This is a genomic window from Amycolatopsis camponoti (genome assembly GCF_902497555.1).
In the GTDB taxonomy this organism is placed as follows: domain Bacteria; phylum Actinomycetota; class Actinomycetes; order Mycobacteriales; family Pseudonocardiaceae; genus Amycolatopsis; species Amycolatopsis camponoti.
This window is the reverse complement of the sequence record NZ_CABVGP010000002.1, coordinates 2,814,346-2,839,658: the sequence shown is the minus strand read 5'-3', so window position 1 is coordinate 2,839,658 and position 25,313 is coordinate 2,814,346. Positions and strand designations below refer to the sequence as shown.

The 25,313-nt window shown below is 68.9% G+C and carries 31 protein-coding genes and 1 pseudogene; 13 read left to right on the top strand and 19 right to left on the bottom strand.

Annotation, left to right across the window (positions count from 1 at the left end):
* Positions 1 to 69: 69 nt before the first annotated feature.
* Positions 70 to 1,014: pseudogene (locus AA23TX_RS51045) on the bottom strand (IS110 family RNA-guided transposase); the annotation flags it as partial.
* A 277-nt stretch (positions 1,015 to 1,291) separates the two neighbouring features.
* Here AA23TX_RS51045 and AA23TX_RS33675 point away from each other — a divergent pair.
* Positions 1,292 to 1,873, top strand: a complete 582-nt coding sequence (locus AA23TX_RS33675) for a TetR family transcriptional regulator (RefSeq protein ID WP_155546740.1) — start codon at positions 1,292 to 1,294, stop codon at positions 1,871 to 1,873.
* Positions 1,874 to 1,985: 112 nt separating this feature from the next.
* On the opposite strand, the gene AA23TX_RS33670 is transcribed toward AA23TX_RS33675, so the two are convergent.
* The 4 genes from AA23TX_RS33670 to AA23TX_RS33650 all read right to left on the bottom strand — a co-directional run bounded on the left by AA23TX_RS33670 (position 1,986) and on the right by AA23TX_RS33650 (position 4,626).
* Positions 1,986 to 2,279, bottom strand: coding sequence for a putative quinol monooxygenase (locus AA23TX_RS33670; protein ID WP_230862862.1), 294 nt, complete (start codon positions 2,277 to 2,279; stop codon positions 1,986 to 1,988).
* A 427-nt stretch (positions 2,280 to 2,706) separates the two neighbouring features.
* On the bottom strand, positions 2,707 to 2,961 hold the full coding sequence (locus AA23TX_RS33660; RefSeq protein WP_196425652.1) for a hypothetical protein: 255 nt from the start codon (positions 2,959 to 2,961) through the stop codon (positions 2,707 to 2,709).
* A gap of 231 nt (positions 2,962 to 3,192) precedes the next feature.
* On the bottom strand, positions 3,193 to 3,933 hold the full coding sequence (locus AA23TX_RS33655; RefSeq protein WP_155546738.1) for a GAF and ANTAR domain-containing protein: 741 nt from the start codon (positions 3,931 to 3,933) through the stop codon (positions 3,193 to 3,195).
* A 45-nt stretch (positions 3,934 to 3,978) separates the two neighbouring features.
* The gene (locus tag AA23TX_RS33650; protein WP_230862861.1) at positions 3,979 to 4,626 is read right to left on the bottom strand and encodes a GAF and ANTAR domain-containing protein; all 648 of its coding nucleotides are present in this window, start codon (positions 4,624 to 4,626) and stop codon (positions 3,979 to 3,981) included.
* Between the two features lie 635 nt (positions 4,627 to 5,261).
* Between AA23TX_RS33650 and AA23TX_RS49765 the strand changes: the two genes are divergently transcribed.
* The 4 genes from AA23TX_RS49765 to AA23TX_RS33630 are packed head-to-tail and all read left to right on the top strand — an operon-like array spanning position 5,262 to position 7,362.
* On the top strand, positions 5,262 to 5,405 hold the full coding sequence (locus AA23TX_RS49765; RefSeq protein ID WP_196425651.1) for a hypothetical protein: 144 nt from the start codon (positions 5,262 to 5,264) through the stop codon (positions 5,403 to 5,405).
* Positions 5,402 to 6,184, top strand: coding sequence for an ATP-binding protein (locus AA23TX_RS33640; RefSeq protein WP_155546736.1), 783 nt, complete (start codon positions 5,402 to 5,404; stop codon positions 6,182 to 6,184). Before AA23TX_RS49765 ends, AA23TX_RS33640 begins: the two co-directional genes overlap by 4 nt.
* A gap of 9 nt (positions 6,185 to 6,193) precedes the next feature.
* On the top strand, positions 6,194 to 6,937 hold the full coding sequence (locus AA23TX_RS33635) for an ATP-binding protein (RefSeq protein WP_230862860.1): 744 nt from the start codon (positions 6,194 to 6,196) through the stop codon (positions 6,935 to 6,937).
* Between the two features lie 47 nt (positions 6,938 to 6,984).
* Positions 6,985 to 7,362, top strand: coding sequence for an STAS domain-containing protein (locus AA23TX_RS33630; RefSeq protein WP_230862859.1), 378 nt, complete (start codon positions 6,985 to 6,987; stop codon positions 7,360 to 7,362).
* Between the two features lie 43 nt (positions 7,363 to 7,405).
* On the opposite strand, the gene AA23TX_RS50455 is transcribed toward AA23TX_RS33630, so the two are convergent.
* From AA23TX_RS50455 to AA23TX_RS50445, 3 genes are read right to left on the bottom strand one after another with little or no spacing between them, the layout of a single operon-like run.
* Positions 7,406 to 7,813, bottom strand: coding sequence for a hypothetical protein (locus AA23TX_RS50455; RefSeq protein WP_230862858.1), 408 nt, complete (start codon positions 7,811 to 7,813; stop codon positions 7,406 to 7,408).
* Entirely contained in the window at positions 7,810 to 7,992 is a 183-nt protein-coding gene (locus tag AA23TX_RS50450; RefSeq protein ID WP_230862857.1) for an aminotransferase class III-fold pyridoxal phosphate-dependent enzyme, read from the bottom strand. Before AA23TX_RS50450 ends, AA23TX_RS50455 begins: the two co-directional genes overlap by 4 nt.
* Positions 7,950 to 8,216 (bottom strand): hypothetical protein, encoded by a 267-nt coding sequence (locus AA23TX_RS50445; protein WP_230862856.1) that lies wholly within the window; start codon positions 8,214 to 8,216, stop codon positions 7,950 to 7,952. Before AA23TX_RS50445 ends, AA23TX_RS50450 begins: the two co-directional genes overlap by 43 nt.
* A gap of 37 nt (positions 8,217 to 8,253) precedes the next feature.
* Between AA23TX_RS50445 and AA23TX_RS50440 the strand changes: the two genes are divergently transcribed.
* Positions 8,254 to 8,469 (top strand): SH2 domain-containing protein, encoded by a 216-nt coding sequence (locus AA23TX_RS50440; protein WP_230862855.1) that lies wholly within the window; start codon positions 8,254 to 8,256, stop codon positions 8,467 to 8,469.
* 12 nt (positions 8,470 to 8,481) lie between these two features.
* The gene (locus AA23TX_RS33620; protein WP_230862854.1) at positions 8,482 to 9,042 is read left to right on the top strand and encodes an Ltp family lipoprotein; all 561 of its coding nucleotides are present in this window, start codon (positions 8,482 to 8,484) and stop codon (positions 9,040 to 9,042) included.
* Positions 9,043 to 9,222: 180 nt separating this feature from the next.
* Here the strand turns inward: AA23TX_RS33620 and AA23TX_RS33615 are convergent, their stop codons facing one another.
* Positions 9,223 to 10,239, bottom strand: coding sequence for a DUF3592 domain-containing protein (locus tag AA23TX_RS33615; protein ID WP_155546733.1), 1,017 nt, complete (start codon positions 10,237 to 10,239; stop codon positions 9,223 to 9,225).
* Positions 10,240 to 10,553: 314 nt separating this feature from the next.
* On the opposite strand from AA23TX_RS33615, the gene AA23TX_RS33610 reads away from it, so the two are divergent.
* Together AA23TX_RS33610 and AA23TX_RS33605 are read left to right on the top strand one after the other, a co-directional pair.
* Positions 10,554 to 10,862 carry a hypothetical protein gene (locus AA23TX_RS33610; protein ID WP_155546732.1) on the top strand — a complete coding sequence of 103 codons (309 nt, stop codon included), beginning with the start codon at positions 10,554 to 10,556 and terminating at the stop codon, positions 10,860 to 10,862.
* Positions 10,859 to 12,172 (top strand): DUF4474 domain-containing protein, encoded by a 1,314-nt coding sequence (locus AA23TX_RS33605; protein ID WP_155546731.1) that lies wholly within the window; start codon positions 10,859 to 10,861, stop codon positions 12,170 to 12,172. Before AA23TX_RS33610 ends, AA23TX_RS33605 begins: the two co-directional genes overlap by 4 nt.
* Before the next feature lie 487 nt (positions 12,173 to 12,659).
* Here the strand turns inward: AA23TX_RS33605 and AA23TX_RS33600 are convergent, their stop codons facing one another.
* From AA23TX_RS33600 to AA23TX_RS33590, 3 genes are all read right to left on the bottom strand, one after another.
* A complete protein-coding gene (locus tag AA23TX_RS33600; protein WP_155546730.1) occupies positions 12,660 to 13,379 on the bottom strand; it encodes a type 1 glutamine amidotransferase domain-containing protein in 720 nt (239 codons plus the stop codon).
* Between the two features lie 3 nt (positions 13,380 to 13,382).
* Positions 13,383 to 13,754 (bottom strand): Hsp20/alpha crystallin family protein, encoded by a 372-nt coding sequence (locus tag AA23TX_RS33595; protein ID WP_230862853.1) that lies wholly within the window; start codon positions 13,752 to 13,754, stop codon positions 13,383 to 13,385.
* A gap of 77 nt (positions 13,755 to 13,831) precedes the next feature.
* Positions 13,832 to 14,245, bottom strand: a complete 414-nt coding sequence (locus AA23TX_RS33590) for a DUF2267 domain-containing protein (RefSeq protein WP_155546728.1) — start codon at positions 14,243 to 14,245, stop codon at positions 13,832 to 13,834.
* Between the two features lie 665 nt (positions 14,246 to 14,910).
* Between AA23TX_RS33590 and AA23TX_RS33585 the strand changes: the two genes are divergently transcribed.
* Positions 14,911 to 15,522 carry a hypothetical protein gene (locus AA23TX_RS33585; protein WP_196425650.1) on the top strand — a complete coding sequence of 204 codons (612 nt, stop codon included), beginning with the start codon at positions 14,911 to 14,913 and terminating at the stop codon, positions 15,520 to 15,522.
* 200 nt (positions 15,523 to 15,722) lie between these two features.
* On the opposite strand, the gene AA23TX_RS33580 is transcribed toward AA23TX_RS33585, so the two are convergent.
* On the bottom strand, positions 15,723 to 17,423 hold the full coding sequence (locus AA23TX_RS33580) for an AMP-binding protein (RefSeq protein ID WP_155546727.1): 1,701 nt from the start codon (positions 17,421 to 17,423) through the stop codon (positions 15,723 to 15,725).
* Positions 17,424 to 17,735: 312 nt separating this feature from the next.
* On the opposite strand from AA23TX_RS33580, the gene AA23TX_RS33575 reads away from it, so the two are divergent.
* Positions 17,736 to 18,356 (top strand): DedA family protein, encoded by a 621-nt coding sequence (locus tag AA23TX_RS33575; RefSeq protein ID WP_155546726.1) that lies wholly within the window; start codon positions 17,736 to 17,738, stop codon positions 18,354 to 18,356.
* Between the two features lie 80 nt (positions 18,357 to 18,436).
* Here AA23TX_RS33575 and AA23TX_RS33570 read toward each other — a convergent pair whose 3' ends face one another.
* On the bottom strand, positions 18,437 to 19,387 hold the full coding sequence (locus AA23TX_RS33570) for an NADP-dependent oxidoreductase (RefSeq protein ID WP_155546725.1): 951 nt from the start codon (positions 19,385 to 19,387) through the stop codon (positions 18,437 to 18,439).
* A gap of 48 nt (positions 19,388 to 19,435) precedes the next feature.
* Here AA23TX_RS33570 and AA23TX_RS33565 point away from each other — a divergent pair, with 48 nt between their 5' ends.
* Positions 19,436 to 20,059 (top strand): TetR/AcrR family transcriptional regulator, encoded by a 624-nt coding sequence (locus AA23TX_RS33565; protein WP_439328785.1) that lies wholly within the window; start codon positions 19,436 to 19,438, stop codon positions 20,057 to 20,059.
* Positions 20,060 to 20,075: 16 nt separating this feature from the next.
* Here the strand turns inward: AA23TX_RS33565 and AA23TX_RS33560 are convergent, their stop codons facing one another.
* The 3 genes from AA23TX_RS33560 to AA23TX_RS33550 form a co-directional block, all read right to left on the bottom strand.
* The gene (locus AA23TX_RS33560; protein WP_196425649.1) at positions 20,076 to 21,038 is read right to left on the bottom strand and encodes a PDR/VanB family oxidoreductase; all 963 of its coding nucleotides are present in this window, start codon (positions 21,036 to 21,038) and stop codon (positions 20,076 to 20,078) included.
* On the bottom strand, positions 21,031 to 21,792 hold the full coding sequence (locus tag AA23TX_RS33555) for an MOSC domain-containing protein (RefSeq protein WP_196425648.1): 762 nt from the start codon (positions 21,790 to 21,792) through the stop codon (positions 21,031 to 21,033). The genes AA23TX_RS33560 and AA23TX_RS33555 overlap by 8 nt, the downstream gene beginning before the upstream one ends.
* A gap of 327 nt (positions 21,793 to 22,119) precedes the next feature.
* Complete coding sequence (locus AA23TX_RS33550) at positions 22,120 to 22,899, bottom strand: inositol monophosphatase family protein (RefSeq protein ID WP_155546722.1); 780 nt, start codon at positions 22,897 to 22,899, stop codon at positions 22,120 to 22,122.
* A 54-nt stretch (positions 22,900 to 22,953) separates the two neighbouring features.
* Between AA23TX_RS33550 and AA23TX_RS33545 the strand changes: the two genes are divergently transcribed.
* Positions 22,954 to 23,865 carry a LysR family transcriptional regulator gene (locus AA23TX_RS33545; protein ID WP_155546721.1) on the top strand — a complete coding sequence of 304 codons (912 nt, stop codon included), beginning with the start codon at positions 22,954 to 22,956 and terminating at the stop codon, positions 23,863 to 23,865.
* On the opposite strand, the gene AA23TX_RS33540 is transcribed toward AA23TX_RS33545, so the two are convergent.
* Positions 23,866 to 24,474, bottom strand: coding sequence for an NAD(P)-dependent oxidoreductase (locus AA23TX_RS33540; protein ID WP_155546720.1), 609 nt, complete (start codon positions 24,472 to 24,474; stop codon positions 23,866 to 23,868). It lies immediately after the preceding gene.
* Positions 24,475 to 24,570: 96 nt separating this feature from the next.
* A complete protein-coding gene (locus AA23TX_RS33535; protein ID WP_230862852.1) occupies positions 24,571 to 25,233 on the bottom strand; it encodes an HAD-IA family hydrolase in 663 nt (220 codons plus the stop codon).
* Positions 25,234 to 25,313 lie beyond the last annotated feature (80 nt).

Genomic DNA, 25,313 nt, shown 5'->3' with positions numbered 1-25,313 from the left:
CGGACTTTCGCGAGCGACGTAGCGTTTGAGGCAGCGGATGATTTCGGGTTTGGTCAGTCCTTCCGTGGTGCGTCGTTCGACGTAGTCGCGGGTGACCGGGTCGTAACGCAATCGGCAGAGGACGATGCGGTAAAGAGCTGCGTTCGCCTGCCGGTCGCCGCCGCGGTTGAGTCGGTGGCGACCGGTGGTCTTGCCGCTGTTGGCGGGAAGCGGTGCCACCCCGCAGAGGTTGGCGAAGGCGGGATCGCTGTGGAGCCGGTCGGGGTTGTCGCCTGCGGTCACCAGCAACGCGCCGGCGGTGTCGGTTCCGACGCCGAACAGTTCGAGAAGTCCTGGACAGGCCCGCGGCACGAGCTGCCGGAGCAGGTCGTCCAGGACGGCGATGTCGTGGTCGACGTCCTGGTGGCGTCGGGCAAGGATTTTCACGGCGTGTTTCGTGGCCGCGGTCGGATCGAGGGCGGGGCCGGGGCGCAGCGCGGCGGCGGCGGTGACCAGGTCACGGGTGGAGAGCCGACGCAGGTTCTCGCGTAACGGCTCGGGGGCGCTGATCACCAGGGCGTGCAGTTGGTTGGCGACCTGGATCCGGATCCGTACTGCTCCTCGTCGCGCGACCCGGAGCGCGCGGATGGACTCGACGTCGCCGTCTCGGTTCTTCGGGACTCCGGTCGCGGTGCCGGCCAGCACGGCGCGTGCTGCTGCTTCGGCATCGACCGGGTCGGACTTGCCGCGGGCTCGCCGGCTCCGCCGGTCCGGGCGGTCGACCTCGATCACCCGGTGCCCGGCCTGCCGGGCTGCGCGGGCCAGCCCGGCGCCGTAGCAGCCGGTGCCTTCGATGCCGAAGGCGTGGACATGGCCCAGTGCGCGGCTCCAGCGCAGCAGTGATCGATACCCGGGCGGATCGGCGGGGAAGGACTGCTGCGCGAGCACCCGCCCGACCTGGTCGAGGGCCACCGCAACATGGGTCTCGAGGTGGGTGTCGACGCCGACCGTGACGTGAGCGCCGGGATTTGTCATCGTGGACATGCCATCTCCCTCATCCGGTGGTGGCACGGCACCCACCAGCGGGCGGACAAGACAGTGACGGGGCCTCTGGCCAGGCTCCTATGAGGTCACGCCGCTCACGCAGGTGACGTGCACGACGGGGTCACCCGCGCCGAGCGACAGATCTCAGCAAGGACACCGAAGGTCGGTCAGCCGAAGGGTCAACTCGGACGGGCGACCCCGTCACCCCCATTGTCACTGTCAGCGGCTCACGCACTGCCCCGACGAGACAGACAGGTATCCTGGCGCCATGCCCCGGTGGGAAGAAGGCAGCGGAGAGCGGATGAAACAGGCCGCCATGGAGCTGTTCGAAGAGCAAGGTTTCGAGGAAACCACCGCGGTCCAGATCGCGAAACGCGCCCGCGTCACCGCCCGGACCTTCTTCCGGTACTTCCCGGACAAGGAAGAAATTCTCTTCGCTGACGCGCACGTCCTCGACGAGGCGCTCGTCCAGGAGCTCCGGCAGATGCCCGACCTCACGAATCCGCTCGAGGCAGTGACCCGGACCTTGGCCGGTTACGACTGGGAAAAACTCGGATCACGAGACATCCAGCACCGGCGGGCCCAGATGATCGCAGCGAACCCCCGGCTGCTGGAACGCGACCTGATCAAGCAACACCAGATGGCCGACGGGTTCCGCCGGGTACTCTGCGAGCGCGGAATCGACCCGGACATCGCAGAACTCGCGGCCGGGACGGGAAGCCAGATCTTTCGCACGGCCTACCGGAAGTGGCTGGAAAGCAACGACAACACCGACCTGACGACCATCACCGAAACCGTCATGTCCCTGCTCTCCGCCATCGTGCCCTGGCCGGCCACACAGCACCGCTGATCGATCCGGCCATGGCCTCGACCCCACCGGCGCCGGACGACGCCGGTGGGCGATCCACGGGAACCGGCCCATCACGAATGATCGTTCCCACGGACCGGCCGGTCCGCTCGGGTCAGGCGACGACGCGGGTGTGCTGGACGGCAGCGGGCCCAGCGACGTACGGGCTGATCGCCGCGCGCCAATGACCGTACTGCTCGGTGTCGCGGTAACGCTCGTGTGCCTCGATATCGGTCCATTCCACGAGAAGCACGAACTTCGTCGGGGTCTCGACCCCCTGGGTGAGGCGTGCCGAGAGCATTCCCTCGGCTGCTCCGTACGCCTCGCTGGCCGCGGCGTGCGCTTCCGCGAATTCCTTCTCGCTGCCCGACTTCACGCTCATCTCGGCGATTTCGAGGATCATGGTCATCGCTCCAAATTCTGGGAGGCTTCGGCGTTCCGGGAGCCTCGACGAGCGTCGTGGCGACGGTCTCCGCATCCCGGATCGACTGGTCATCCGGAACTCTACACCATGATGTCGCGGCGTGACATCACTGCGATCGTGAGTCGCTTCACTTGCCGCGGCGCCGTTGCCTGACAGCGTGGCGGTGACACGCGGTCCTTGCGCCCCCCGCCGCCGGGCGGCTGGGAGGAGTTCACCAGATCAGCGAGACCTTGCTGCCCCACCCGCGGATGGTCCTTTCCGGACCGTCCACATGGGACGAAACGAGACGGTCCGCGCCGGGGAAATCCGGGACGGCACGATCCGGAACCCGGCGATCCGGTCCTTCCAGCACCGCTCACCGGACTACCCGCACCACCGATCCGGAACCCGAGGTGTCCTGAGTGGACATACCTCAGCGGGGTGCGGCCGCCCCGCTGTCCGGGACCCGGCGGGGCTGGATGCCGATCACGTCCCGGTCCGCCACCCAGACCGTCGGGCCGTCGCCGAGCGAGGCGAGCGGGATGGATTCGAGGCCGGTGCACGCGTCCCGCACCGGCGGTCCTAGGACCACCCCGGCCGCGAATCCGCCGAACGGCGCACCGGGCGTCCGTCGGCGCCGGTAGGTGAGAACCCAGCCCACCGGGTACTCGTCGTCCAGATCGTCCAACGGTGATTCCACGGCGCACCCCGGTTCGGTCGGCGGTTGACGGGCACTCGCCGGGGTCCAGGGCGGGTAACCCACCGTACGCGCCGGTCTCCCGGACCGGCAGCGCTGACCGGATGGTTCGGCCGCCGAGTGGTTGCCCGTGCCGTGAGGTCGGCTGAAGCGCCGAGGACTACCTCGACGAGATCGAACGCCGACCCAGCGCCCTACCTCACGACCCGGCGATGATCCCGGTCAGGTCTTTCGGACGTGGCGGGTCAGCACGAGTGCGGGGTCGAGCTTCCGCTCCGCGAGCCCTCGGGCGACATCGCCGAGCAGGAGGTTGTGACTGCGGGCGTAGCCACGCAACGCGGTGAAGGCGTCGTCCATGCTGAGCCGGCCGGTCACGGCGAGGACGCCCTTCGCCTGCTCGATGGTCACGCGGCTGTTCAAGGCGGTCTGCAGTTGCTCGGACATCGTCTCCCCGCGCCGGATCGCCCGCTCCTGGAGGATGCCGATGGTCGCCGTGTCGGCCAGCCCCTGCGCCAGGTCGACATCGTCGGTCGCGAGCTCACCCGGCCGGGTGCCGAACAGGTTCAGCGCGCCCACGGCCTGCTTGCGCAGCCGCATCGGCAGCGCGTGCACCGACGCGAACCCCTGCCGGGACGCCTCCGCCGCGAACCGCGGCCACCGCGTCGCCTCCGCGGCGACGTCGGCGACCAGGACCGGCGCCCGGGTCGCGAAGCATTCCACGCACGGGCCCTCGTCGATGCTGAGCTGGAAGAGCTCCAGCAGCCGGGCCTGCTCGGTGGAGGAAGCGAGCACTTGCAGGCTCCCGCGCTCGTCGACCAGCGTGAGGCCGGCCGCGGCGACGTCGAGTAGCTCCACGCAGCGCCGCACCAGCGTGTGCAGCAGGTCGGCGACGTCGTAGTCGTCGACGAGGGTGTCGGCCAGCGCGACGAACGTCCGGGTCACCTGTCGTTCACGGTCGGCCATGCCCACCACCTCCTGAGTGTTCGTCGTGTGTCTTCATCGTGGTCCTCACCAGGGCTCCCGGTCCACTTCGAGCCGCCCGGCGACGATGTCGGCGGCGACGTCGCGCAGCGCGCGGCTGTGCCCGAACGCATACGCGCGCATCCGGGCCAGCGCCTCCGCGGCCGACAGGTCCAGCTGCGCGATCAGCATGCCGGTGGCCTGGTGCACCTCCCGGTGCCGCATCCCGGCTCCCTCCATCCACCGCCCGTCGCCGTCGAGCCACCGGTCCCCGCCGAGCAGCCCGGACAGGGCCAGCGCGGCGAGGTCCGCGACCTGCAGGGCGGTCGCGAGCTCGTCGCCGGCCAGCGAGCCCGGGGTCGCCCGGTAGGTGTCCAAGGTTGCCACTCGCACGACCCCGATCTGCAGTGGGAAGGTGAACAACGCCGCCACCGGGAAGTCGGCGGCCTGCGCGGCGAACACCGGCCACGCGGCGGGCAGCCCGGCGGCGAGATCGGCGACCAGAACCGGGCCGCCGTGGGTGTAGGCCTCGAAACACGGCCCTTCCCCGAGGGCGAACTGCAGTTCGGCCAACGCCGCACTCACCGCGTCGCTGGTGTAGACGACCTCCCGTTGACCGGCGTCGGCCATCACCGACACCGCGGCGCCGTCCACGGGGAGCAACCGGACGCACGCGCGGCACACCTGGCCGACCATGTCGACCCGCTGCCGGACTGACCGCCGGCGAGCGCGGCCGGCACGCTCGCCCGCAGGACGTCGATCTCAGCCACGGGACACCCGCCGCCGCATTGGTTCTCCTCCGAGTCGGTGTTCTCACACCACACCGACTCGGAAAAGACAGGGTCCGGATCAGCTCCGCCACCGCGGGTGCGTTCCCCGGAACCCTACCGCGCGTGGTCGCCACGTGCCGGGGCAAAACCAGTCGAAGCACGGCGCGAAGGCAAATCCGGAAATAGGTGGTACTCGATCCGGTGGTTGAGATTTCCCGACGGCCTTCCAGCACCGGCAGAACTGTGGGCTGAGGTCGAGCAGCGGCGAACGAGCGAGGCGAACGAACTGGTTCTACTCCGATCACCCCGTGCCTTCTGGGCTACACTCTGTGAATCGACCGCGCCGGCCTCCGTGCCGGCTGTCGATATGCGTCCCGCTCCGGACCCCGGCGGTACGACCAAGAGAGGTCAGCTACCGGCGGAGGATCCGATGATCGTCGTGATGCACGGGCAACCGGCGGGCGTACGGCAGCTCTCAAGTCGATGAGGCACGCCGCGGCATCGCCCGAGGAGACCAGCACCACCGGACTTTCCCGCGAGCAGCGCCATCGCGGAGCCCGGGTGGTGGCATCGTTCGCGAGCGACGCCGGTGACCGCGCGTCCCTGCTCGCCGCACTCGGGCTGGAAGCCGCCGAACCCTCCCTCTGCGGCACCCCGGTCGGCAGCTGCCCCGTGCCGCCTCCCGAGATCGAGGCGAGTTCATGATCAGTGAAAACGGCCTGCACCTGGTGCCGGACTACCGGGCGGAGTCGACTGTGGCGACCGTGACCGGCAGTCTGACTTCGGCCAACTACGCGCAGCTGCGTGACGGCGTGCTCAAGGTGGCCACGGACGCGCCGGTGAGCGTCATCGCCGACATCCGGGGCCTCGACATCGGCGACACCACCTTGATGACGGTGTTCACCGCGATCGCGGCGCGGATCGACGCTTGGCCGGGGATCCCGTTCGCGGTGGTGACCGACCACCCGGACCACGTGGCGCGGCTGGCGAAGCAGGCAGCGGACCGGTTCGTCCCGATCCACGCCGACGTCCCCGCGGCCGAGCGGGCACGCGACCGACCACCCCGCCGACGGGCCCTCCAGCTGCTGGCTGCGTCGCCACAGGCATCTTCGGTCGCACGGGCGTTCGTCGGCCGTGTCTGCGAGCAGTGGAAGGTGCAGGAGCACGTGGACGACGCGCGCCTGGTCGCGACCGAGCTGGTGGAAAACACGGTCCGGCACACCACGTCGCACCCCCGGCTGCGGCTGGAGCTGCGCCGGGACACCTTCGTCATCTCGGTGGCCGACGACGACCCGCACGAGGCCGTACTGCTCGAGCGCCCCAGGGAGCACGGTCTCGGACTCCGGCTGGTTGCCGAGAACACGCGTGTCTGGGGGTGCAGCCGGTCCTGGGCCGGCGGCAAGGTCGTCTGGGCCGTCCTGATGCCGCGCCGACCTCGACACCGCGATGCCGCCGAGTCCCGTGGCGTCGGCGAAGAACGTTGAACCCTCATCGTGATCGCCGGCGGTATCACCCTGGCCTTCTCACCCCGGCTGGCGAGCGCTGTGGTGACCGCCAGCGGGGAGCTCGACCTCTCCGGGTACGGCTTCCTGCGTGACGGCCTGCTGGAAGTGGCCGCTGACGGACCGCCCGCGCTGATCGCCGACATCGACGGGCTGACCATCGGCGAATTGTCCCCCATCGCCGTGTTTCCGCTGGTTGCCCGCCGGATGGCGAACTGGCCCGGCATTCCGCTGACCCTGGTCACGCGACAGGGGACCCACCTGCGGGCCTTCCGCCGCCAAGGCCTCGACCGGTTCGTCGCGGTCCACGTCGACGTCGACGTCGCGGAAAGCCACCAGAAGGTCCCCGCTCGCCGGTGGGCCCACCGGAAATTCCCTCGCACCGGGGACGCGACGAGGCTGGCCGGCGCGTTCCTTCGCGACCAGACGACGAACTGGGGCGTGCCGGAGCTGTTCTACGACGCGGTCCTGATCGTGAACGAGCTCCTCGGCAACGCGCTCCGGCACACCGCGTCGTCGCCCGAGCTGCGCCTCGACCTCCACCAGGACCGGTTCACCATCGCCGTCACCGACGAGAATCCCCGACCCGCGACCTTCCTCGAGCGAACCCACCTGCGCGACCCCGGTATCGGCCTGCGCATCGTCGCCGACGCCGCGGAGACGTGGGGCAGCAGCCGCCGCTGGTCAGGCGGGAAAGTCGTCTGGGCGACCCTCGCGGTCTCCCACGGCAGCTGAAGCTCCGGGCCTTCTGCGTCCACCGGTGTGCGCGCAGAATGACCGGTGTGCCCCTTCTCGGTCCTGATCCCGACGAACCCCTGGCCGGCCCGCGCGAGGACCTGGTCGTGTCGGTCCGCGCGATCGAGGGAGCGCAGGTACTGACCGTCGAGGGGACCGTGGACATCCGCACCGCGGCACGATTGTCCGAAGCCGTCACCGAGGTCATGGCCCGAAGGCCGGCCAGGGTGGTCATCGACCTGACCGCGGTGGACTTCCTGGCCTCCGCCGGCCTGCACGTCCTGCTCGTCGCCCAGCACGCCGCCGGGGAGCACACCCTGCTGCGGGTGGTCGCGACCGGCCCGAGCTTGCGAAGTCTCTCCCTCACCGCGTTGGACGAGGTGCTGGCGGTCTACCCGACGCTGTCCGACGCCACCGGCAGCTGAATCGCACTGGCCGGGTCGCGCGTCGGGCGACGTGGCACTCACGTCAGCACACCCGGTGGTGGTCGAGCAGTACTTGCCCGAGCGCCCCGGCCGTCGCCTCGATGTCCGCGGTGGTGTGCGCTGTGCTGAGGAAGACCTTGCCGGAGGGCATGAACAGGAAGCCCTGCCGCAGCATCCCTTCCAGGATCACCGTCCAGAGCCCGCCGGTGCCCCGGAGTCCGGTCGCCCCGTCCGCGGAGACGTACCGGAGGAGCGAACCGACTCGGTTGAAGCTGCCGCACCCCGGAACCGAACGGAGAACACCGCCGACGAGGGTTTCGAACTCGGACGAGGTCTCCTCGAGCGCCTCGTGGACCGCCGGGTCGGCCAGGGCGTGCATGGTGGCGTCGACGGCGGCGAGCGCGATCGGGTTGGCGTCGAAGGTTCCGGCGTGGACGACGCCGGCTGTCACCTGATCAACCAGATCCGCCCGGCGACGACGGCACTCTGGGTGAAGCCTCCGGCCATCGCCTTTCCGAAGACGGACAGATCGGGGCGCACGCCGTACTTCTCGGCCGCGCCGCCGCGCGCGATCCGGAATCCGGCGATCACCTCGTCGAAGACGAGGACAGCACCGTGGCGGTCACACATGTTGCGCACCGCGGACAGGAACTCCGGCTCGGGCGCCTGGACACGGCGTTGCTCATCACCGGGTCGACGAGCAGCGCCGCGAGGTCGCGTTCGACAGCCTCGCCCAGGAGGCGCTCGACCATCGGCACGTCGTTGAAGCGCGCGATGACCAGGTCGTCCAGCACGCTCGGCGACTGCCCTCGGCCGCCCGGTGACGCGGGCCGATCGCCGTCCTCTTCGGACATGCCGGCGTGCACGCTGTCGTGCCAGCCGTGGTAGCTCTTGGCGAAACTCGAGGACGCGGCGCCGCCCGGTCGCGGCCCGGGCGAGGCGCAGCGCGACCTGCACCGCCTCGGTCCCCGTGTTGCTCCACAGCAGCCGCTCGCCGTGCGGCACGGCCTCGAGAACCGCCTCGGCGGCGAGGTACTCGAGAGCGTGACCCGTGCCGACGGCCTGCATCTTCTTCGCGACTCCTCGTCGAACACCGTCTTTGCGTGAAGGAAGATCCACATGGCCATGCCCGTATACCTCCAGCCGCAGCCGCCGAAGCGCCGCCGGCGCGGCCGGACGGTCGTCTTGGCTCCACTCGGCGTGTTCGCGGTGCTGGTGATCGCCGCGATCGTGGCGGCGCCGAAGAAGGCTGACATCCCGACCGGCGGCGTCGCCCCGTTCAGCGCGACCACGGAGGCGGCGGCCACCGCCGCGGAGCCGCCTGCGTCGGTATCGGTCGCCTCGCCGACCACGACGGAGCAGAAGTTCCCTCCGCAGGTCGCGCTGGCCCGCACCTCCGCCCAGAACTATCTCGGCTTCGCCGCGTTCTCGCGCAACGGCCTGATCCGGCAGCTGTCCTCGTCGGCCGGCGACGGATACCCGAAGGACGTCGCAACTCAAGCGGTGGACAGCTTGGGCGTCGACTGGAAGGAGCAGGCGGTCAAGTCGGCGGAAAACTACCTGTCCTCCACCTCGTTCTCGTGCTCGGGGTTGAAGCAGCAGCTGTCGTCGAGCACCGGCGAAGGCTTCACGAAGACGGAGGCCGCGTACGGGCCAAGCCGGACCGACGCCTGCAAGTGACCGACTGGCCGTCCTGCCCACCGCCTACGATCTACCGGCCCGCTGTCGGCACGAAGATCAACACTCTCCCGGCGGAGCTGGAACTACTTCATGGGGGCTTGCGCCGCCAGCGAGTACCTAGTGCCCGCGCCGAAGAACAGGAAGACGAACGCCGCGGCTGACCGGTTCGCCGCCCGCCGATCACCGGCGGCCCCCGCCCTCGGTGCGCAGGTTCAGCGCGAAAGCCGGAACCGCGTACGGACCCGGGCGGCGCGGGCCGTTCGGGAAGAGGACGACCATGTGCCGTCCCCAGCCGCCCACCCACGCGAGCCGGTCGGTGAAGTCCGCCAGCGCATTGGCCCCGTGCGTCGAAGACATCGCCTTCAGCACGATGCCGGTGCCCTCGCGGAAGCGGACGTGGATCTCCGGCGGGGGCCTCCTCAAAGAGCGGCTGTTGCGCGCGAAGACGCGCACGATGTCGACCGTCGCGTTCCGCCACCCGGTGGCCGCGACCGCGCGGGCCCGGCCCCGCCAGCCCACCGCGGCCAAGACGGCGAACAACGTCCCGAGCGAGCCGGCCACGAGCAGGACGTAGCCGAGGTTCACGAGGAACTGGCTCTTGTTCTCTTCCACCAGGGTGCGCACGCGATCCGGATCGTCCCGGTCGTAGATCACGGTGACCCGCTCGCCGACGGTGTAGGAGTTCTTCGAGTCGCGGTCGATCTTCGCGGTCCGCGACTCGAAGCGCACCTCGAACGTCATCCCGCCCCGGGTGAACGTCTGCACGGAAACCACCTCGCCGGTGGTCCGCGCGCCGGTGGCGAGGAGCTCGTCGGCCACCTTGTCGAGCAGGACCAGATCCCCGGCCCCGGCCCCGGCCAGCGCCATCCAGACGAGGACGAACGCCGCCGCGCGACGCGCCACCCGGCGCAGCCGCCCGGTTTCGGCCGTGAAGTCGATCCGGCGGTCGTGGTCGTGGTCGGTCGGCAGCGGCAGCCAGCCCCCGAAACCGTCCTCGCTCGCGGCAGCGCGATTCCGGGCCGACACCCGCAGGCGCCAGATCGCGCCGCCCGACCCCACCGCAACCAGGACGGCGACGGCGGGAACCAGCCCGAAAGCCGCCACCACATCCGGAGAAAAGGCGAAGACGGCCACCACCGCCGCCGGGAGGGCGAACCACAACCACCGCCGCTGGACGAAACCGCCGAAGGGGTCCATCAGCCGAGCTTAGAAGCCTTGAGCAGTACCGATGCTGCGAGAAACGGCACAGGACGGCGAGGCAACCGGACGGCCACGCCAGGCGTGCAAGTGAGCAAGCCCGACAGTCGGCCAAATGCCAATTCGTCGCAATTCCTGGAAACCATTCGCACGTCGTCGCTTCTCTGCGCGAAGGGCGCGAATGATGCAACGTGCACGTGTCCGGTTCTGGCCACTGACCGGGGAACGGAAAACGGCACCCCGGCTTCCGACCTGCGGCAAACTGTTACATTGCCGACGAGGCCTGTCACTCGGACGGCGGAGAGGGAGGTCCGGTGGGTTTCGAGGTCGACGTCGCGGACATCAACGCCGCGGCGGCCAAGCTCGGTGCGGGCGCGTCGCCGACGTTGTCCATCGGCGGATCGCCGAACGTCGGGAGCACAGCGCGCGCCGCCGGCTTCGCCGGGGACTACGACGTCTGGCTGGCGACGCGCAAGGACGACCTGGACGCCGCGCAGCAGCAGGTCGAATACCTGGTCGAGAGCATCCAGACGGCCGCGAAGAGCTATCACAGCACCGATTCCGGGGCTCGTGACGCCTTCCTGAAGGCCCTGGACAGCACCTTCGCGAGGATCGACCGGTGAGCGTCTTCGACAAGATCTACGCGCTCGCCGACCAGGTGGAGAAGGGCAGCCCCACCGAGCTGGACGACCGCGCCCGGGCGTGCCGGGACGCCAAGGAAATGGTCGAGGACACCAAGGCCCTGCTGGAGAGCGTGCGTGTCCAGCTGAGCGAGGGCTGGCACGGTGGCGCCGGCGAAGCGGCGCTCGCATCGCTGGAAGCGTTCAAGAAGAACCGCGACGACCAGGCCCAGGACCTCGAGGATTCGGCCAAGTCGTTCGAGACGATCCGCGACGCGCTTGCGAAGGCCCAGCAGGACGCCCGGAGCAAGCGCGCCGACGCCCAGGGCCTCCAGAAGAAGCTCGACCACGGGTGGCACGGCTTCGGGATCCGCCAGGTCGACCTCGCCGTCGCCTGGGCGCAGGACAAGGCCGTCAAGGCCCAGGCCCTCGTCCTGCTGGCCGACCTGGAGCGGGTGACCACCACCTACGACGCGATCCTGCTCATCGAGGGCCAGAAGCTGAGGTTCAAGACGGGTCAGGTCTGGGAGCTCGCGGGCTCCGAGAAGCGGAACCTCGCCGAGATCGGCGCGATCCTGCTCCGCGAAGTACCCGGACTCCTCGCGCTGCTGAAGAAGTACCCGGAACTACGGGAAGCGCTGCTTCACCAGGACTGGAACAAGATCATGCAGAATCCCGAGGTCGCACAGAAGATCTACGACTACCTCGGCTTCCGGTACAACGAGGAAGGCGGCTTCTTCACCACCGGCGAGCATTCGGTGCAGAGCTACCTGGGCTGGAAAGACCTCTACGACAAGTTCGGGGAGGCGTTCGGGATGGAGCTCGACGAAACCGGCGACGACGGCGACAACATGGAGTTCACCGACCCCGAGACCGGGAAGACGTACCGGCTGGAGTTGTGGAAGGGCAAGTACGCGAACCACGCGTTCGGCGGGGAAGTCGGCTTCTACACCAGCGATTCGCCGAACAACAACGGGCACTTCAACGCCGCCCAGGGTGACGACCAGATCAAGGTGACCCAGACGATCTACAACAAGGACACCGGCCAGGTCTACTTCACCAACGACGGCCAGGGCGCCGACGGCACCGACAAGAAGCACTTCTGGAACCTGGCGATCCGCAACGACCCGGACGTGAAAGCCGACCAGCTCCCGCTGGCCCAGCGCGCCACGATCGAGGTGCGGGACGTCGGGATGCGCGACCGCATGTACGACGAGATGGTCCGGTACGCCGCCGCCCACCCCGGCGACCACCTCACCGTCACGAAGGGGTCCGACCAGCCGCCCACGCTGAGCTACGACTGGCGGAAGTGACCCCTACAGCGAGCCCACCGGCGTGAACTCGTACGGCTCGTCGCCGTCCTCCGGCGACCGTCCCCGGCGAGCCGGGACCGGGGTCGTTCAGGCCGGCGAACACACCGTCGACGTCGACCAGCGCGGCGACCTCATCGGCGACGTGCTGGCCGTGCCGATCTTCGATGTCCTCCAGGCCCGTGCGCAACGCCGCCGTGGCCGCGCTCCTGGCCTGGTCCTGCAACGCGCTTGCCAGCTCCTCCGGCGTTTCGCCGGAACCCCGCCTCGAGTCGGTCATTCCCTCAGCCCAGACGGACCGGGTGGGGTCCAAGTCCTTTTCCGGGCACCAGCAGCACGCTGGTTTCGGCGATGCAGCCCAGTTCGGTCGCACCGTCGAACTGGCGGCCGGACGCAAGCAGTGCCCGCACCCCGAGGAACACAACTCGAGTAACCGAGGTGTTCGTAGTAGCCGGCGCCGGGCTCGGCGCGATTTCAGTCGATATTGCCGTCACAGTGCGTTGTATACGCGCAATTCACTCAACGTCCGGTCGGTGGCCGCCTGGGACGACGCCGGGTTCTGGCCGGTGAGCAGGTTGGCGTCCACCACGACGTGCGGCTCCCACGGCGCGCCCGTCTTGAAGTCCGCGCCACGCTCCCGCAGCCGGTCCTCCAGCAGCCACGGCGCGCGGTCGGCGAGGCCGACCAAGCGCTCCTCCTCGTTGGTGTACCCCGTCATTCGCCTGCCCTCGAACAGCCAGTCGCCGTTGCGCCGGTTGGCCGAGAGCAGTGCCGCCGGACCGTGGCAGACCGCCGTGACGACGCGGCCCGTGTCGAAGAACCGGACGAGGAGCTCGCCCAGCGGCTGGAAGCCGGCCAGATCCTCCATCGGCCCGTGCCCGCCGGGAATGTAGATGGCGTCGTAGTCGGCGACGTGCCCCACTGCGTGCTCCAGCACCATCGGCTGGGCCAGTTCGGTGGCGATCGCGTCGAGGTAGTCGCGGAACGCGGTGGCTTTCCTCTCGCCGCCCGCCATCTCCGGGTTCAGGCTCCGCTGGTCCACCGTCGGTGCCACCCCGCCCGGGGTGGCGACGATCACCTCGACACCCTGGGTGCGGAACCCGTTGTGCGGTACGACGAACTCCTCGGCCCAGTAACCGGTAGGGTGCCGGGTACCGTCCTTGAGCGTCCAGTGGTCGCTGCCGGAGAGCACCATCAGGATTCGGGTCATCGGTCAACCACCGGTGATCTTGATCTTGTTGGGCTTGGCGGCGTCCACCTTCGGGACGCGTACGGTGAGCACGCCGCTGTCGAGTGATGCCTCGATGCCCTCGGCGCGGATGTCGCCGGGCAGCGTCACGCGGTACTCGAACTCGCCGACCTTGCGGGTGCGGCGGCGGAGCAAACCCTTGCGCTCCCGCTCTTTCAGCTCACCGGTGATGACCAACTCGTTGCCGTAAAGCTCGACGTCGACGTCCTCCCGCCGGACGCCGGGCAGTTCGATCTCGACCAGGTAGGCGTCGTCGGTCTCCGAGACGTCTCCGGCCGGCAGCCACGGCCCGCCGTCCCGTGCGGTGCCCAGCGCCGACTGCGCGAGCCGGTCCACCTGGTGATAAAAATCTTCGAATTCGCGTAAGGGGTTCCATCGATCCGTCTGGTCGGCAGAACGCCTGACGGGCAGAGTCATGGTAGGTCTCCTCCTGTTACTCGAACGTCCGAGAGACGAGGGCCGGGTGCCACTTCCCTGAACTCCAGCGGCAGCTGGCTCATCATGTGGCGGACGTCGTCACCGCTGATCGTGTCGCGCAGCGTGGCGAAGACCGCTGCCGTGCCGATGTCCGCGGTGCCCCGGTCCACGCCGGCCCGTTCCGCGGTCCGGCGGATGAACTCGTCGAGGCTGAATCCCTCGGCTTCCTCCTCGGCCGCGATCAGGCGGGTCTGCAGCTCCACGGGGAGTTGCCCGGCGATATGGCGAGCCTCCCCGCCGGTGATGCGTTCGCCCAGCGTCCACAGGGTGGCCCGGGTCAGCGCCTCGGCCTGTTCTCGCGAGACGTCGGCCCGCTCGGCCACTTCGTCGACGAACTGGTGGTAATCCATGGGCCGAGCATGGCAGCCGCGGGCGGGCGGCGTCTCAGACACCGGGGACGGAATTTGCCGGGCCGATTCACCCTGCCAGGCCGACCGGTGTGCCGCGATCGGTGAATTACACCGGTGGCTTCTCGCCGGCGCGCGTGGATCGCCGCCAAGCCAGGACGGACAGTGCCATCGCGAGAAGACGTCCTCGGCCACCTCGAGCACGCGGAGTACCCGAAGGACTACCTTGCCGGAAGCGACCTTTTTTGGCCTCGGGAGGTCGAAGCGTGCTGGTTCGTGGCGGCGGACGCTGGTCTCGCATGGCCGAGCGAGTTGTGAAGAGTGCCGTGGTCCAGGTCAGTACCACCGTGGACGGTCTGGTCCGCGGCGCCGTCCGATGCGTCTGGCAGGCCCGTTCGCCGTGCTGGTTTTGGACCTGCCAGGTCGGTACGGCGCCGGTGCGATCCGATGCATTGTCGAGACAGGCTGGTGAGACCAGAAGGAGCGGACGGGACCCGCGGGGACGCCTGGCGGGGCCGGAACCGCTCCTCGTCCCCGGCTAGGCCCCCGGCGGCTGCTGCCGGCCGGTGAATTGTGGTGACGACTGGAATCCACTGAGTCGAGGAGGAAAATCCGGGGGCCGCCCACACATCGTCCACAGCGGACGCCGTCCCGAACCTGGAAGGCCCATGACCGACCACGAGCAGCTGCCGAAACCGGGTTTCGTTCTCACCACGAAGCTGGTCAAGAGGTTCGTCGCCGACGAGTTGGACGAGGACGGCCAGGCCGAGCTGGCCGACCAGGTGGCCCTCATCGCCATGTTCCACGCGGAGCTGCCCACCGCGCTCGCCGCGCAGATGACCCGGATCGTGCAGCACCTCGGTGGCGACGCCGAGCTGGTGCGGTGGCTGGACCGCTTCCCCGGCCGGCCGAAGATCGTGGCCAGGCTGTTCGCGCTGATCGACCTGCTGGACACGGTCAGCGCCGAGCCCTCGGTGGTGACCGCGCTGTCCGAACTGCGCGCTGGCACACGGTATCCGCCGGGACTGTCCGGCTACCTGTCCCCGGACACCGACGACGAGACGCTCGCCGGGCTGGCCTGGCACATCGAAGCGCTGGCCGCGGACGACCGGATGGCCGACGCGGTGCGGCTGGCACAGAACTCGGCGGCGCTGGTGGAGCGGCTCGCCGCCAGGGCCAGGGAGCTGAACCCGGACCTGCCCGACCTGGCCGACCTGGCCGCCAAAGCGGGCAAGGCAGTCGACGAAGCCGCCGATGAGGCAGCGGGCCTGGCAGAGTGAAGTTTCTCCGTCCTGGCGTCGACCGCGGTGGGGGCGTCAACTGTGGATGCTGCGCTTTCACCCCGGGAGAAGGCGGCCGTCGAAGTGGCGGGACGGGTGCTCGACGCGACGGCACACCGGACGGGGACCTGGAAGGAATCTCCCTGGTCCGGTCCCGGTGCAGGGTCAGGCCAGGGCCCGCACATCGGCGTGCCGTGGATTCAGCTCTTGAGACCCGGGAACTGGTCGTCCCGCCATTCGGCGCTCGCCTGCGGGCTGTCCGCCAGGTCTTCCTCGCGTGCCCGGAGCTCGACGCGCCGGATCTTGCCGGAGATGGTCTTGGGCAGGTCGTAGAACTCGAGTCGCCGTACGCGCTGGTAGGGGGCGAGGTGTTCCCGGGCGTACCGCAGTATCGACAACGCCGTCTCTTTCGTCGGTTCATGGCCGGGTGCCAGCGCGACGTACGCCTTGGGCACAGCCAGCCGGACAGGATCCGGTGCCGGAACCACCGCGGCCTCGGCGACCGCCGGATGCTCGATCAGCGTCGACTCGAGTTCGAACGGGCTGATCTTGTAGTCACTCGCTTTGAACACGTCGTCGGTGCGGCCGACGTAAGTGATGTAGCCGTCGGTGTCGCGCCTCGCCACGTCGCCCGTGTGGTAGTAGCCACCGCGCATCGCTTCGGCGTTGCGTTCGGCGTCATCCCGGTAGCCGGTCATGAGCGGTAGCGGCCGTGCCGAGAGATCGAGGCACAGTTCTCCTTCGCCCGATTCGGTGACCAGGCGACCGGTCACCGGGTCGACGAGGACGACGGGAATTCCCGGCAGCGGCCGCCCCATCGAGCCGAGCCGGACCGCGCTCCCCGGCGTGTTGCCGACCTGGGCGGTGGTCTCGGTCTGGCCGAATCCGTCGCGTACGGTCAGGCCCCATGCGCGACGGACCTGGTCGATCACTTCGGGGTTGAGCGGCTCCCCGGCGGCGACCGTCTCACGCAGCGCCTCCGGGCGCTCGTCGAGCTCGGCATTGATCAGCATGCGCCAGACAGTCGGTGGAGCACAGAACGAGCTGACCTTCCGGCGACGCAGCTGATCCAGCAACGCCGTGGCGTCGAAGCGGCGGTAGTTGTAGACGACGACGGTCGCTTCGGCGATCCACGGCGCGAAGAAGCAGGACCACGCGTGCTTGGCCCATCCTGGTGACGAGATGTTCAGGTGCACGTCGCCGGGCCGCAGGCCCAGGAAGTACATCGTGGACAGATGACCGACCGGGTAGGAAACCTGCGTGTGTTCGACCAGCTTGGGTCGCGACGTCGTACCGGAGGTGAAGTACAACAGCAACGGATCGTCCGGCGTGGTGCCCGGGTGCGGGACGGGGGCGTGCTGCAGGTGCGCGGCCGCCCGCAGGTCGGACCAGCCCTCGGCCGCACCGACGCTGATCCGTGTGTAGTCGCCGGGCACCTGGTCGAACTTGCCCGTGTCCGCGGCGTTGCAGATCACGTGCCGGACGTCGCCGCGGGCGATCCGGTCATCGATGTCGGCCGGCCCCACCGCCGTCGTGGTCGGCACGATCACCGCTCCCAGCTTCATGATGGCCAGCATCGCTTCCCACAGCTCGACCTGGTTGCCGAGCATCAGCAGCACCGAGTGTCCCTTGTGGATACCTCGGGCCGCCAGCCACGACGACAGGCGATCGGAGGCACGGGACATCTCGGCGAAGGTTCGTTCGGTCGCGGACCCGTCCTCCTCCACGACGACGAGAGCCGGATGGTCGTTGCCGGCCGCGATGACGTCGAACCAGTCCACTGCCCAGTTGAACCGCGGACCGAGTTCCGGCCATCGGAACTCGGCTACCGCGCGGTCGTGCTCGCCACGCAGGTGCAGCAGCTGGTCCCTGCTCTGCCGGTACGCGCCAGTCGCGTTCACGATGTCTCCTCCTCGGTGAGCGGGATGCGGGTGCCGGGTCGACAGTAGGAACCGCAGCCGATTCACACCAGTGCAATATTGGTACAAAATTCTTTCACTTGTGATAATCGGCTTGTCCGGCGCGCACTCCCGATTGCCTGAGGCTCAAACACATGTTGACAAACTTGTCATTGCCGATGCTTGAACCGTTCTTTAACGTCGCGGCAGCGGGTGTTACGCGGTCCGCACTTCGATGATGTACAGACGACCGCTCCGGAAGGGATTCCTCGTGACAATCCATCTGCACCTCGTGACGAAGAGCGGCAGCCCGTGATGGACTGGCTGGAGCTGGCCGAATCGCTCATCACCTCCCCATGGCTGTACGCCGTGCTCATCGCGGTGTCCTGCTTGGACTCCTTCCTCCCGCTGATCCCCAGCGAGGCCGTCGTGATCGTCGCCGGTGTCTACGCCGCCGGCGGGCAGACCGACATCGTGCTCGTCATCGCCGCCACGGCCTTCGGCGCCTTCCTCGGCGACCTCATCCCTTACGTGGCCGGACGACTGCTCGGGCTGCGAGTGCTCCGGCGACTGCCACCCGGGACGAAACGACGCGCGGCGCACGACTGGTTCGCTCGCGAACTCGAGGCACGCGGCGGCTTCATCCTCGTGACCACGCGGTTCATCCCGGTCGGCCGCTACCTGGCCACCTTGTCCACCGGCATCGTCGGCTACCCGCTGGGCAAGTACGCGTTGTTCGTCGGATTCGCCACCGCCACGTGGAGTGCTTACACCGCGCTCACCGGCTACCTCGGTGGCGTGGTGTTCCAGGAGGACACCCTGCTCGGGATCGCCGTCGGTGTCGGGCTCGCGTTCGTGGTGACCGGTGCGATCGAAGCCGTCCGCTACATCCGACGTCGCCGAAGCGCCGTCGCGACGGAAACAGTCGTCGACTGACGGCGACGACACCATGGGCAAGGGATTGCGTTCGCGACTGTCCAAACAGGAGTTCTTCGCCAGACTCGACACGCGTCCGATCAGCTCACCAGGACAATCTTTCCGGGGGCATGGCGGCTTTCGCTCAGTTCGTGCGCGGCCGCGGCCTCGGCGAGCGGGAACGCCGCGGCGACCGGCACCCGCAGCCGGCCCTCGCCGGCGAGCGTGACCGCGATCGCGAGGCCGTGCACCGCGAGCGGGTCGGCGCCGGCTCCCACCGCCGCGCCCGTGTTGTCAGACGGTGCTCCGTGCGAGAGGTGCACGCCGTAGGCCGCCGCGGTGAGGTCGGCGATCGTCACCACACGCGCCGGGTCACCGGCGATGGCGATGAGGTCCGGCAACGACCCTCCGGCGCAGTCGAACACCGCATCCACCCCAGCGGGGGCCAGCACGCGTACTCGTTCGGCCAGCCCCGCCCCGTACGTCGTCGGCTCCGCACCGAGAGCACGCAGGATGTCGTGGTTGTGCTCGCTCGCGGTGCCGATGACGGTGGCGCCGCGGCCGACCGCGAGCTGGACGGCGATCGTGCCCACCGCGCCGGCCGCGCCCTGGATGAGCACGGTGTGCCCGGCCCTGACCGCGAGCCGGTCGAGTACCCGGGTGGCCGTCTCGACGCTGCCGGCCGCGCCGCCCGCTTCCTCCCAGCTCCACGCGGCCGGTTTGGGTGCCCAAGCGGCCAGGATCGCGAAATCCGCGTTGGCGCCGCGCATGGCTGTGGTGGTCATGCCGAACACCTCGTCGCCGACGCCCACCCCGGTGACGCCGGCGCCGACCTCGTCCACCACACCTGCGGCGTCGAACCCGGTCCGGAAGGGGAATGTCACAGGCACCACCTCGCGCAGCGCCCCGGAGCGGATGCGGACTTCCCCGGACGCGACTCCGGAGACCCGCACAGCGACGCGGATCTCGCCCGGACCGGCGTGCGGCGCCTCCACGTCGGCGACATGGACAACGCCGGGCGGACCGTACTCGGTGAACTGGACTGCTCTCATACGACGACCGTAACGAAGCACCCCGTCCGTTTAGCTAATATGAGAGCGGTGACGACCCAAGTGAGAGCGCACCTCCGTTCGGACGCTCGCGACAACCGCGAGCGCATCCTTGTGGTCGCCCGCGCCGCCTTCGCCGCCGACGGCCTGGACGTGCCGATCCGAGAGATCGCTCGGCGCGCCGAGGTCGGCGCCGCGACGGTCTACCGGCACTTCCCCACCAAGGAAGCGCTGCTGACCGAGGCCTTCGCCGAGCAGATGGCCACCTGCTCGGCGATCGTGGACGAAGGCCTGGAGGCGGGCGACCCGTGGAGCGGGTTCCGGTCGGTGATCGAGAAGCTCATGGAATTGCACGCCCTCGACCGGGGCTTCGCCCGTGCGTTCACCTCGCAGCTTCCCAACGCGCTCGAATCCGCCGCGAATCGCGACCGCACGCTGCGTCAGCTGCTCGAACTGGTCCGGCGCGCGAAGGAAGCAGGCCGCCTGCGTGCGGATTTCGTGCTGGAGGACATCGCCCTGGCGTTGATGGCCAACGAAGGCATCCGAGCCGAGACACCCCAGATGCGGGTGGCAGCATCACGCCGCCTCACGGCCCTGATGATGCAGTCGTTCCAGGCCGACCCCGTCCCGACGCCACTTCCACCGGCCGCCCGGCTACCCCTCTCCAGACGCTGACCGCACGCCGCAGACTTCAGTCATCGGCAGAAGAATACTGAGACACCACCAGATGCGGCGCAACTGCGATCTCGGTGGACTTGGCGCGCGACACACAGGCCAGCATGCTTGAGAGCTTCTCTCGTTCGGTCAACACGGAGTCGCGGTGGTCGACCTCACCTTCGAGGACCTCGAGGCGGCAGGTGCCGCAAACGCCGGCCTCACAAGACGAGGTGACCGGAACGCCGGCCCGGCGCAGGGCGGCGAGTAGCGACAGGTGCGCGGGAACGTCCACCCGGCGGCCGTCGGGAGCCCAGACCGCCGTGAAGGGCACGGAAATCCCGCTGTGCGGGGCCGCGAACTCCTCCATGTGGATCCGGCTCATCCGCCAATGTGCCGTCAGCGCCTGCACGGTCCGCATGAGTGGAGCGGGCCCGCAGCAGTAGATGCGCACATCGTCGTCCGGAACGGCAAAGTACGGCCACAAGTCGAGAAGGCCACCGTCGTCACTGTGGTGCACAGTGTCCTCCGGGCCGTCGAACTCCTCGAGGAATGCCGTTTCCTCAGCGCACTGCGTCAGATAGAGAAGCCGCACACCGGTCTTGCCCTCGGCCCGCAATCGGCGCACCATCGCCCGCAGCGGCGTGATGCCGATGCCTCCGGCGACGAACAGGTACCGGGGAGAAGGTCGGAGCGGAAACCTGTTGGCCGGCATGGATACCACGAGATCGGTGTCCACGGCCACGTCATCGTGCACACTCACCGAACCGCCTCGGCCGCCGCCGTCGCGGCGCACGCACACGACATACTCTCGCGGCCGGGCACCACCTGGATCGACCAGGCTGTAACTGCGCCTGTGACCGGCCGGGGTGGTCACCACGATGTGCGCGCCCGGCTCATACGGCGGTAGCGTGAGCCCCTCGGGGTCCTGCAGGGCGAAACGACGGACGGTGGGTGTGAGGTCGGTGGTCTCCGTTACCCTCAGCCGCAGTTCAGACAACGATCTCGTCGCCCTTCTCCAGGACACCGGCGCCGAGAACTTCCAGGTATATTCCCATGAGCCGATGCCCATACGTCCTGTCGATCATGGACACCACCGGCAAGTCGCGACGACCGGTCACGGGATCGACTTCGGTCGCGGCACAGCGCTTGGTCCGGTGCACGGCCCTCACGCGCACGTCCCCCAGATCGAACTCCCGGCCGGTCAGGTCCAGCTCGGACCACGCGCGTAGGCCGTCGACGAGAATGTTGGCCCGGAAGCGCATCGGATCGACCACGGTGCCGGTACGGAGCTCCAGGTCACGGACCGAGGCCAGGTTGACCAACGAGAGCCAGTTCATCGGTCCGTCCCCAGCCGCGGCAGCGTCGGTGAAACGCCTACCTGCTTCCCGCGCGAACAACGGCGCGGCACCCGAAGGCATATCGAGGACGCGGGTGAAGAAACGCACCGCGGTGTCGCGACCGTCCTCAGTGGTCAAGTCGGTCTTCAGCACCTCGTGCCCCGCGACTCGTGCGGTGAGGACATCGGTCTCCGGGTCGAGATGCGTGTCGAGTCCGGCCAGGCGACAGTCCGAGACCAGGGCGAAGAACTCCTGCTTCGGCAGTCCGTCACGAGTTCCCGGCCGATACCTGCCGTCCGGACGGGCGAAGGCGAACATCCGGTCGTTCGGAATTCCCGCGCCGGGCCGGAGTTCGACACGGCCCAGCGGCTGCGCACTGAGCCCTTTCACCGGATAGCAGAACAGCGCCTTCACCGAGCCTCGTTCCTTCACCATGGAGGCGCCCACCCCGCTGTCTCGATGCTACTGGCGATCGCGTCAGGGCCGAGGCTAAGGACATCCGGAGTGGACGACAAGTGCACTTTCGGCAACCCACGATTCACTTTTCCGGAATCCGCCCGGTCTTCGCACCGAAACGGTCGAACCGAAGGGGAGCGTGCTGGCCTGCGTGTCCCGGGCCGGATCCGCGCAGATCGTCGTCGGCCCTGGCCGTCACGCTGGGCCTCCGGTGCCTCGGCAGCGGCTGCCGAGGCACCGGACACCCTGGGTTGGTGCAGCAGGCTCGCACTCAGCGCCCTTCGGTCAGGCGGTGAGGACCTCCAACGCCGCGGCGTGCACGCCCGGGGCAGCCGCGAGGTAGCCGGTGCTGGTGAGGGTCCACGGCTTGCCGTCGAAGTCGGTGACGACACCGCCGGCCTCCTGGACCAGCAGCACACCGGCGACCTGCGAGCGGACGTTCTCGAAGTTCCAGTGCAGATCCATCCGGCCCGCGGCGACCTGGGCGAGCTGGTGGGTCGCCGGCACCGAGATCCGGACGTAGATGGTCGACTTCATCATCGCGGTGAACGAGGCCCCCATCCGCTCCGCGATCTCGGGGTCCTGGTTCGGCTTCGACTGCCCGGTGCCGGCCAGGGCGCCGTCCAGCGACTTCTTGTCGGAAACCCGCAGCCGTACGCCGTTGAGAAACGTCCCTCCACCCTCCGTGGCCGTGAACATCTGATCCAGCAAAGGAACGTAGAGCACCGACAGCACGGGGCGTCCATCGCGAACGAGGCTCACCCCGACGTTCCAGTCGGTCATTCCGTGCACCGTGTTGACATTGCCGCCGACCGGGTCGATGAGCCACCACTCGCCCTCGTCCAAGGGACCGAAGCCGTGCTCGTCGTTCAGCCAGCTCGCCTGCGGGCGGATCTCGGCCAGCGCCGGCCGCAGCACGTCGACCACCGCGGCGTCGTTGTCGTAGGCGGCCGCGAGGAGTTCGGCGCGACCGGACTGACGTGTCTCGGTGGAGTAGCGCGTCAGCAGCCGTTCGCCCGCGCGACGGACAGCGGCAGTGGCGGCGGGAAGCAGTTCGGTGGTCATGGGTACTCCTTCAATTGCGTTGGACGCATTGGTTTTCCATTACTATTTACTGTCATGCAGGTAGATCTGAATATGCTCACGGTGCTCGACGCGCTGCTCGAGGAGGGCAGCGTGATGGGCGCGGCCGAGCGGCTGCACCTCTCATCGCCGGCGGTGAGCCGTACGCTCGGCAGGCTGCGCAAGGTGACCGGGGACGACATCCTGGTGCGTGCCGGGCACGCGATGGTGCCGACCCCGTATGCGACGGCGATCCGGGAGGACGTTCACGGCCTGGTCAGGATGGCCCACGAGGTGCTCCTGCCGGCCCGCAAGCCGAACCTCGCCACCCTGGAACGCACCTTCACGATCCAGTGCCACGACACGCTGGCCGCGTTACTGGTCCCGGCCCTGGTCGGACGGGTGCAAAGGCAGGCCCCCGGCGTGCAATTGCGTGTGCTGGCGGAGAATTCGGCCGACACCGACGACCTCCGGCAGGGCCGCGTCGACATGGAACTCGGCGGTGGCCGGCCGGAATCGCCCGAGATAGAGTCCGCGGCGCTCGGGCACGACCCGCTCGTCGTGGCGATGCGACCGGGGCATCCCTGCGCCGACGGCCTCGACTTCCGGGCGTACGCGGAACAACCGCACGTGCTGGTCTCCCGGCGCGGTCGTCTCAGGGCACCGATCGACGATCTGCTCGCGGCCGAAGGCCTCGACCGCAGGGTGGTGGCCGCGGTCGCCACCCTCGCCGTGGCGCTGCAGATCGCGAGCAGCAGCGATGTACTGGTCACGAGCACAGCGATCCTCAGCCGTCCGCTCGTCGAGGCGTTCGGCCTGATCACGCGGCCGCTCCCGGTCGAGTCCGAACCCGCGGCGATCATCTGCAACTGGCATCAGCGCTACAGTTCGGATCCCGCGCACTCCTGGCTTCGCGACCAGGTGCGCGCGGCCATCGAGGAAGCCATCGAGGAGGCCGTCGCGGCTTGACTAGCCGGCCAGCGGCAACGCGACCGCGCCGGGAAAACGCGGCGTCTCGGCTTCGTCGAGCATCGCGGCCGCGACGGTTTCCCGGCTGACTTTCGCGGTGAGGTCGAAGGGCGGCGCGGCGTCCAGCCCGACCGTGCGCCGGTGGGCACTCTCCGGACCTTCGTCGAGGAGGCCGGCGTGGAAAACCGTTCCCCCGGCGGCCAGAATGGTGTTGTCGGCGTCGATCTTGTCCGGCAGCCGGTCGCCCAGCAGCTTTCCGAGCACCGCGGCCCCTTCCCCGGCCACCTCCGCGGACTTGCCCGTGCCGTAGGCGCCGAGCCAGACGATGCGCCGCGGTCCGGCGGCGACGAGCGCTTTGGCGCCGGCGAGGAGGATTCCCGCTTGTTCCGTCCCCAGTCCGGAAAGGACGACGGAATCCGCGCCGACGACGGCGGCGATGCTGCCGGGATCGGTCACATCGCCCGCGACCTTGCGCAGCTCGGGTGATTCGGGAAGGGCGATGCGCGCGGGGTCACGCGCGATCGCCGTGACGGTGTGGCCACGCTGCAAGGCTTCTCGAGTGATGGCGAGTCCGGTTCGGCCGGACGCGGCGAGGACGGTGAGGTTCATGCCGGAAACATTACGGAGCCCGCGATTTAACAGCAAGTGCATGTCAGTTAAGGGATTATTTACCGTCATGCAATCGGCGTCGCGGCCCAGCGGCTGTCAGGCATGCAGGAAAAACTGGTCGCCATCGGTGGTGAGAGCGATGTCGGCATAGTGCGGGATGCGGACAAGACCCGTTGTGGCCGCGGAGGTGTGCGTGCCGACCACGATCGTCGTGGCGCCCGACGCGCATGCGGCGAGCACGCCGGCCTCGGAATCCTCGAACGCAACACACTGGGCGACCGAGACGCCCAGGAGGTCGGCGGCTTTGAGAAAGCCTTCGGGATCAGGCTTTCCGCGCGCGATGTCGTCGGCGGAGACGAGCACGTCCGGTACCGGAACGGCGGCTGCCTTCAGCCTGAGCAGGGCGAGGTCCCGTGGCGCGCTGGTCACGACGGCCACCGGTGCTCGCACCTGCTGGAGCGCCGTGATGAGCGCACCGGCGCCGACGATCTCGACGATGCCGTCGGTGTCATCGAGTTCTTGCCGGGCGAGGTCCGCGGCGATGGCTTCACGCGCTTCGATGCTGTGGCCGCGCAGGAACTCGGCGAGGCTGTCCATCGAGGGACGCCCATGGGAAAAGCGGATGACGGTCTCCGCGTCGAGTCCGTGCCGGCCGGCGAACCGCGTCCAGACGGCTTCGACCACGGTGGTCGAGTCGACCAACGTTCCGTCCATGTCGAACAGGAAGCCGTCGGCGTTGACGCTGAACGGGTGGGTCACAGCTACGGATCCTGTTCTGTCGCGGTATGCGAAGAGGTTACGTGAAAGATCAGGCACGCGAGTGGCAACCGGGTGCGTGG

What these genes read in the sequence shown, in the direction of transcription:
- AA23TX_RS33550 (WP_155546722.1), bottom strand. Translation starts at nt 22,899, where the DNA reads ATGACCACCGAACTGCTTCCCGCCGCCACTGCCGCTGTCCGTCGCGCG.
- AA23TX_RS33590 (WP_155546728.1), bottom strand. Translation starts at nt 14,245, where the DNA reads ATGGATTACCACCAGTTCGTCGACGAAGTGGCCGAGCGGGCCGACGTC.
- AA23TX_RS33675 (WP_155546740.1), top strand. Translation starts at nt 1,292, where the DNA reads ATGCCCCGGTGGGAAGAAGGCAGCGGAGAGCGGATGAAACAGGCCGCC.
- AA23TX_RS33570 (WP_155546725.1), bottom strand. Translation starts at nt 19,387, where the DNA reads ATGAGAGCAGTCCAGTTCACCGAGTACGGTCCGCCCGGCGTTGTCCAT.
- AA23TX_RS33615 (WP_155546733.1), bottom strand. Translation starts at nt 10,239, where the DNA reads ATGGACCCCTTCGGCGGTTTCGTCCAGCGGCGGTGGTTGTGGTTCGCC.
- AA23TX_RS33545 (WP_155546721.1), top strand. Translation starts at nt 22,954, where the DNA reads ATGCAGGTAGATCTGAATATGCTCACGGTGCTCGACGCGCTGCTCGAG.
- AA23TX_RS33650 (WP_230862861.1), bottom strand. Translation starts at nt 4,626, where the DNA reads ATGGTCGGCCAGGTGTGCCGCGCGTGCGTCCGGTTGCTCCCCGTGGAC.
- AA23TX_RS33655 (WP_155546738.1), bottom strand. Translation starts at nt 3,933, where the DNA reads ATGGCCGACCGTGAACGACAGGTGACCCGGACGTTCGTCGCGCTGGCC.
- AA23TX_RS33540 (WP_155546720.1), bottom strand. Translation starts at nt 24,474, where the DNA reads ATGAACCTCACCGTCCTCGCCGCGTCCGGCCGAACCGGACTCGCCATC.
- AA23TX_RS33640 (WP_155546736.1), top strand. Translation starts at nt 5,402, where the DNA reads ATGATCAGTGAAAACGGCCTGCACCTGGTGCCGGACTACCGGGCGGAG.
- AA23TX_RS33670 (WP_230862862.1), bottom strand. Translation starts at nt 2,279, where the DNA reads ATGACCATGATCCTCGAAATCGCCGAGATGAGCGTGAAGTCGGGCAGC.
- AA23TX_RS33585 (WP_196425650.1), top strand. Translation starts at nt 14,911, where the DNA reads ATGACCGACCACGAGCAGCTGCCGAAACCGGGTTTCGTTCTCACCACG.
- AA23TX_RS33600 (WP_155546730.1), bottom strand. Translation starts at nt 13,379, where the DNA reads ATGACCCGAATCCTGATGGTGCTCTCCGGCAGCGACCACTGGACGCTC.
- AA23TX_RS33575 (WP_155546726.1), top strand. Translation starts at nt 17,736, where the DNA reads ATGGACTGGCTGGAGCTGGCCGAATCGCTCATCACCTCCCCATGGCTG.
- AA23TX_RS50445 (WP_230862856.1), bottom strand. Translation starts at nt 8,216, where the DNA reads ATGTCCGAAGAGGACGGCGATCGGCCCGCGTCACCGGGCGGCCGAGGG.
- AA23TX_RS50450 (WP_230862857.1), bottom strand. Translation starts at nt 7,992, where the DNA reads ATGTGTGACCGCCACGGTGCTGTCCTCGTCTTCGACGAGGTGATCGCC.
- AA23TX_RS33620 (WP_230862854.1), top strand. Translation starts at nt 8,482, where the DNA reads ATGGCCATGCCCGTATACCTCCAGCCGCAGCCGCCGAAGCGCCGCCGG.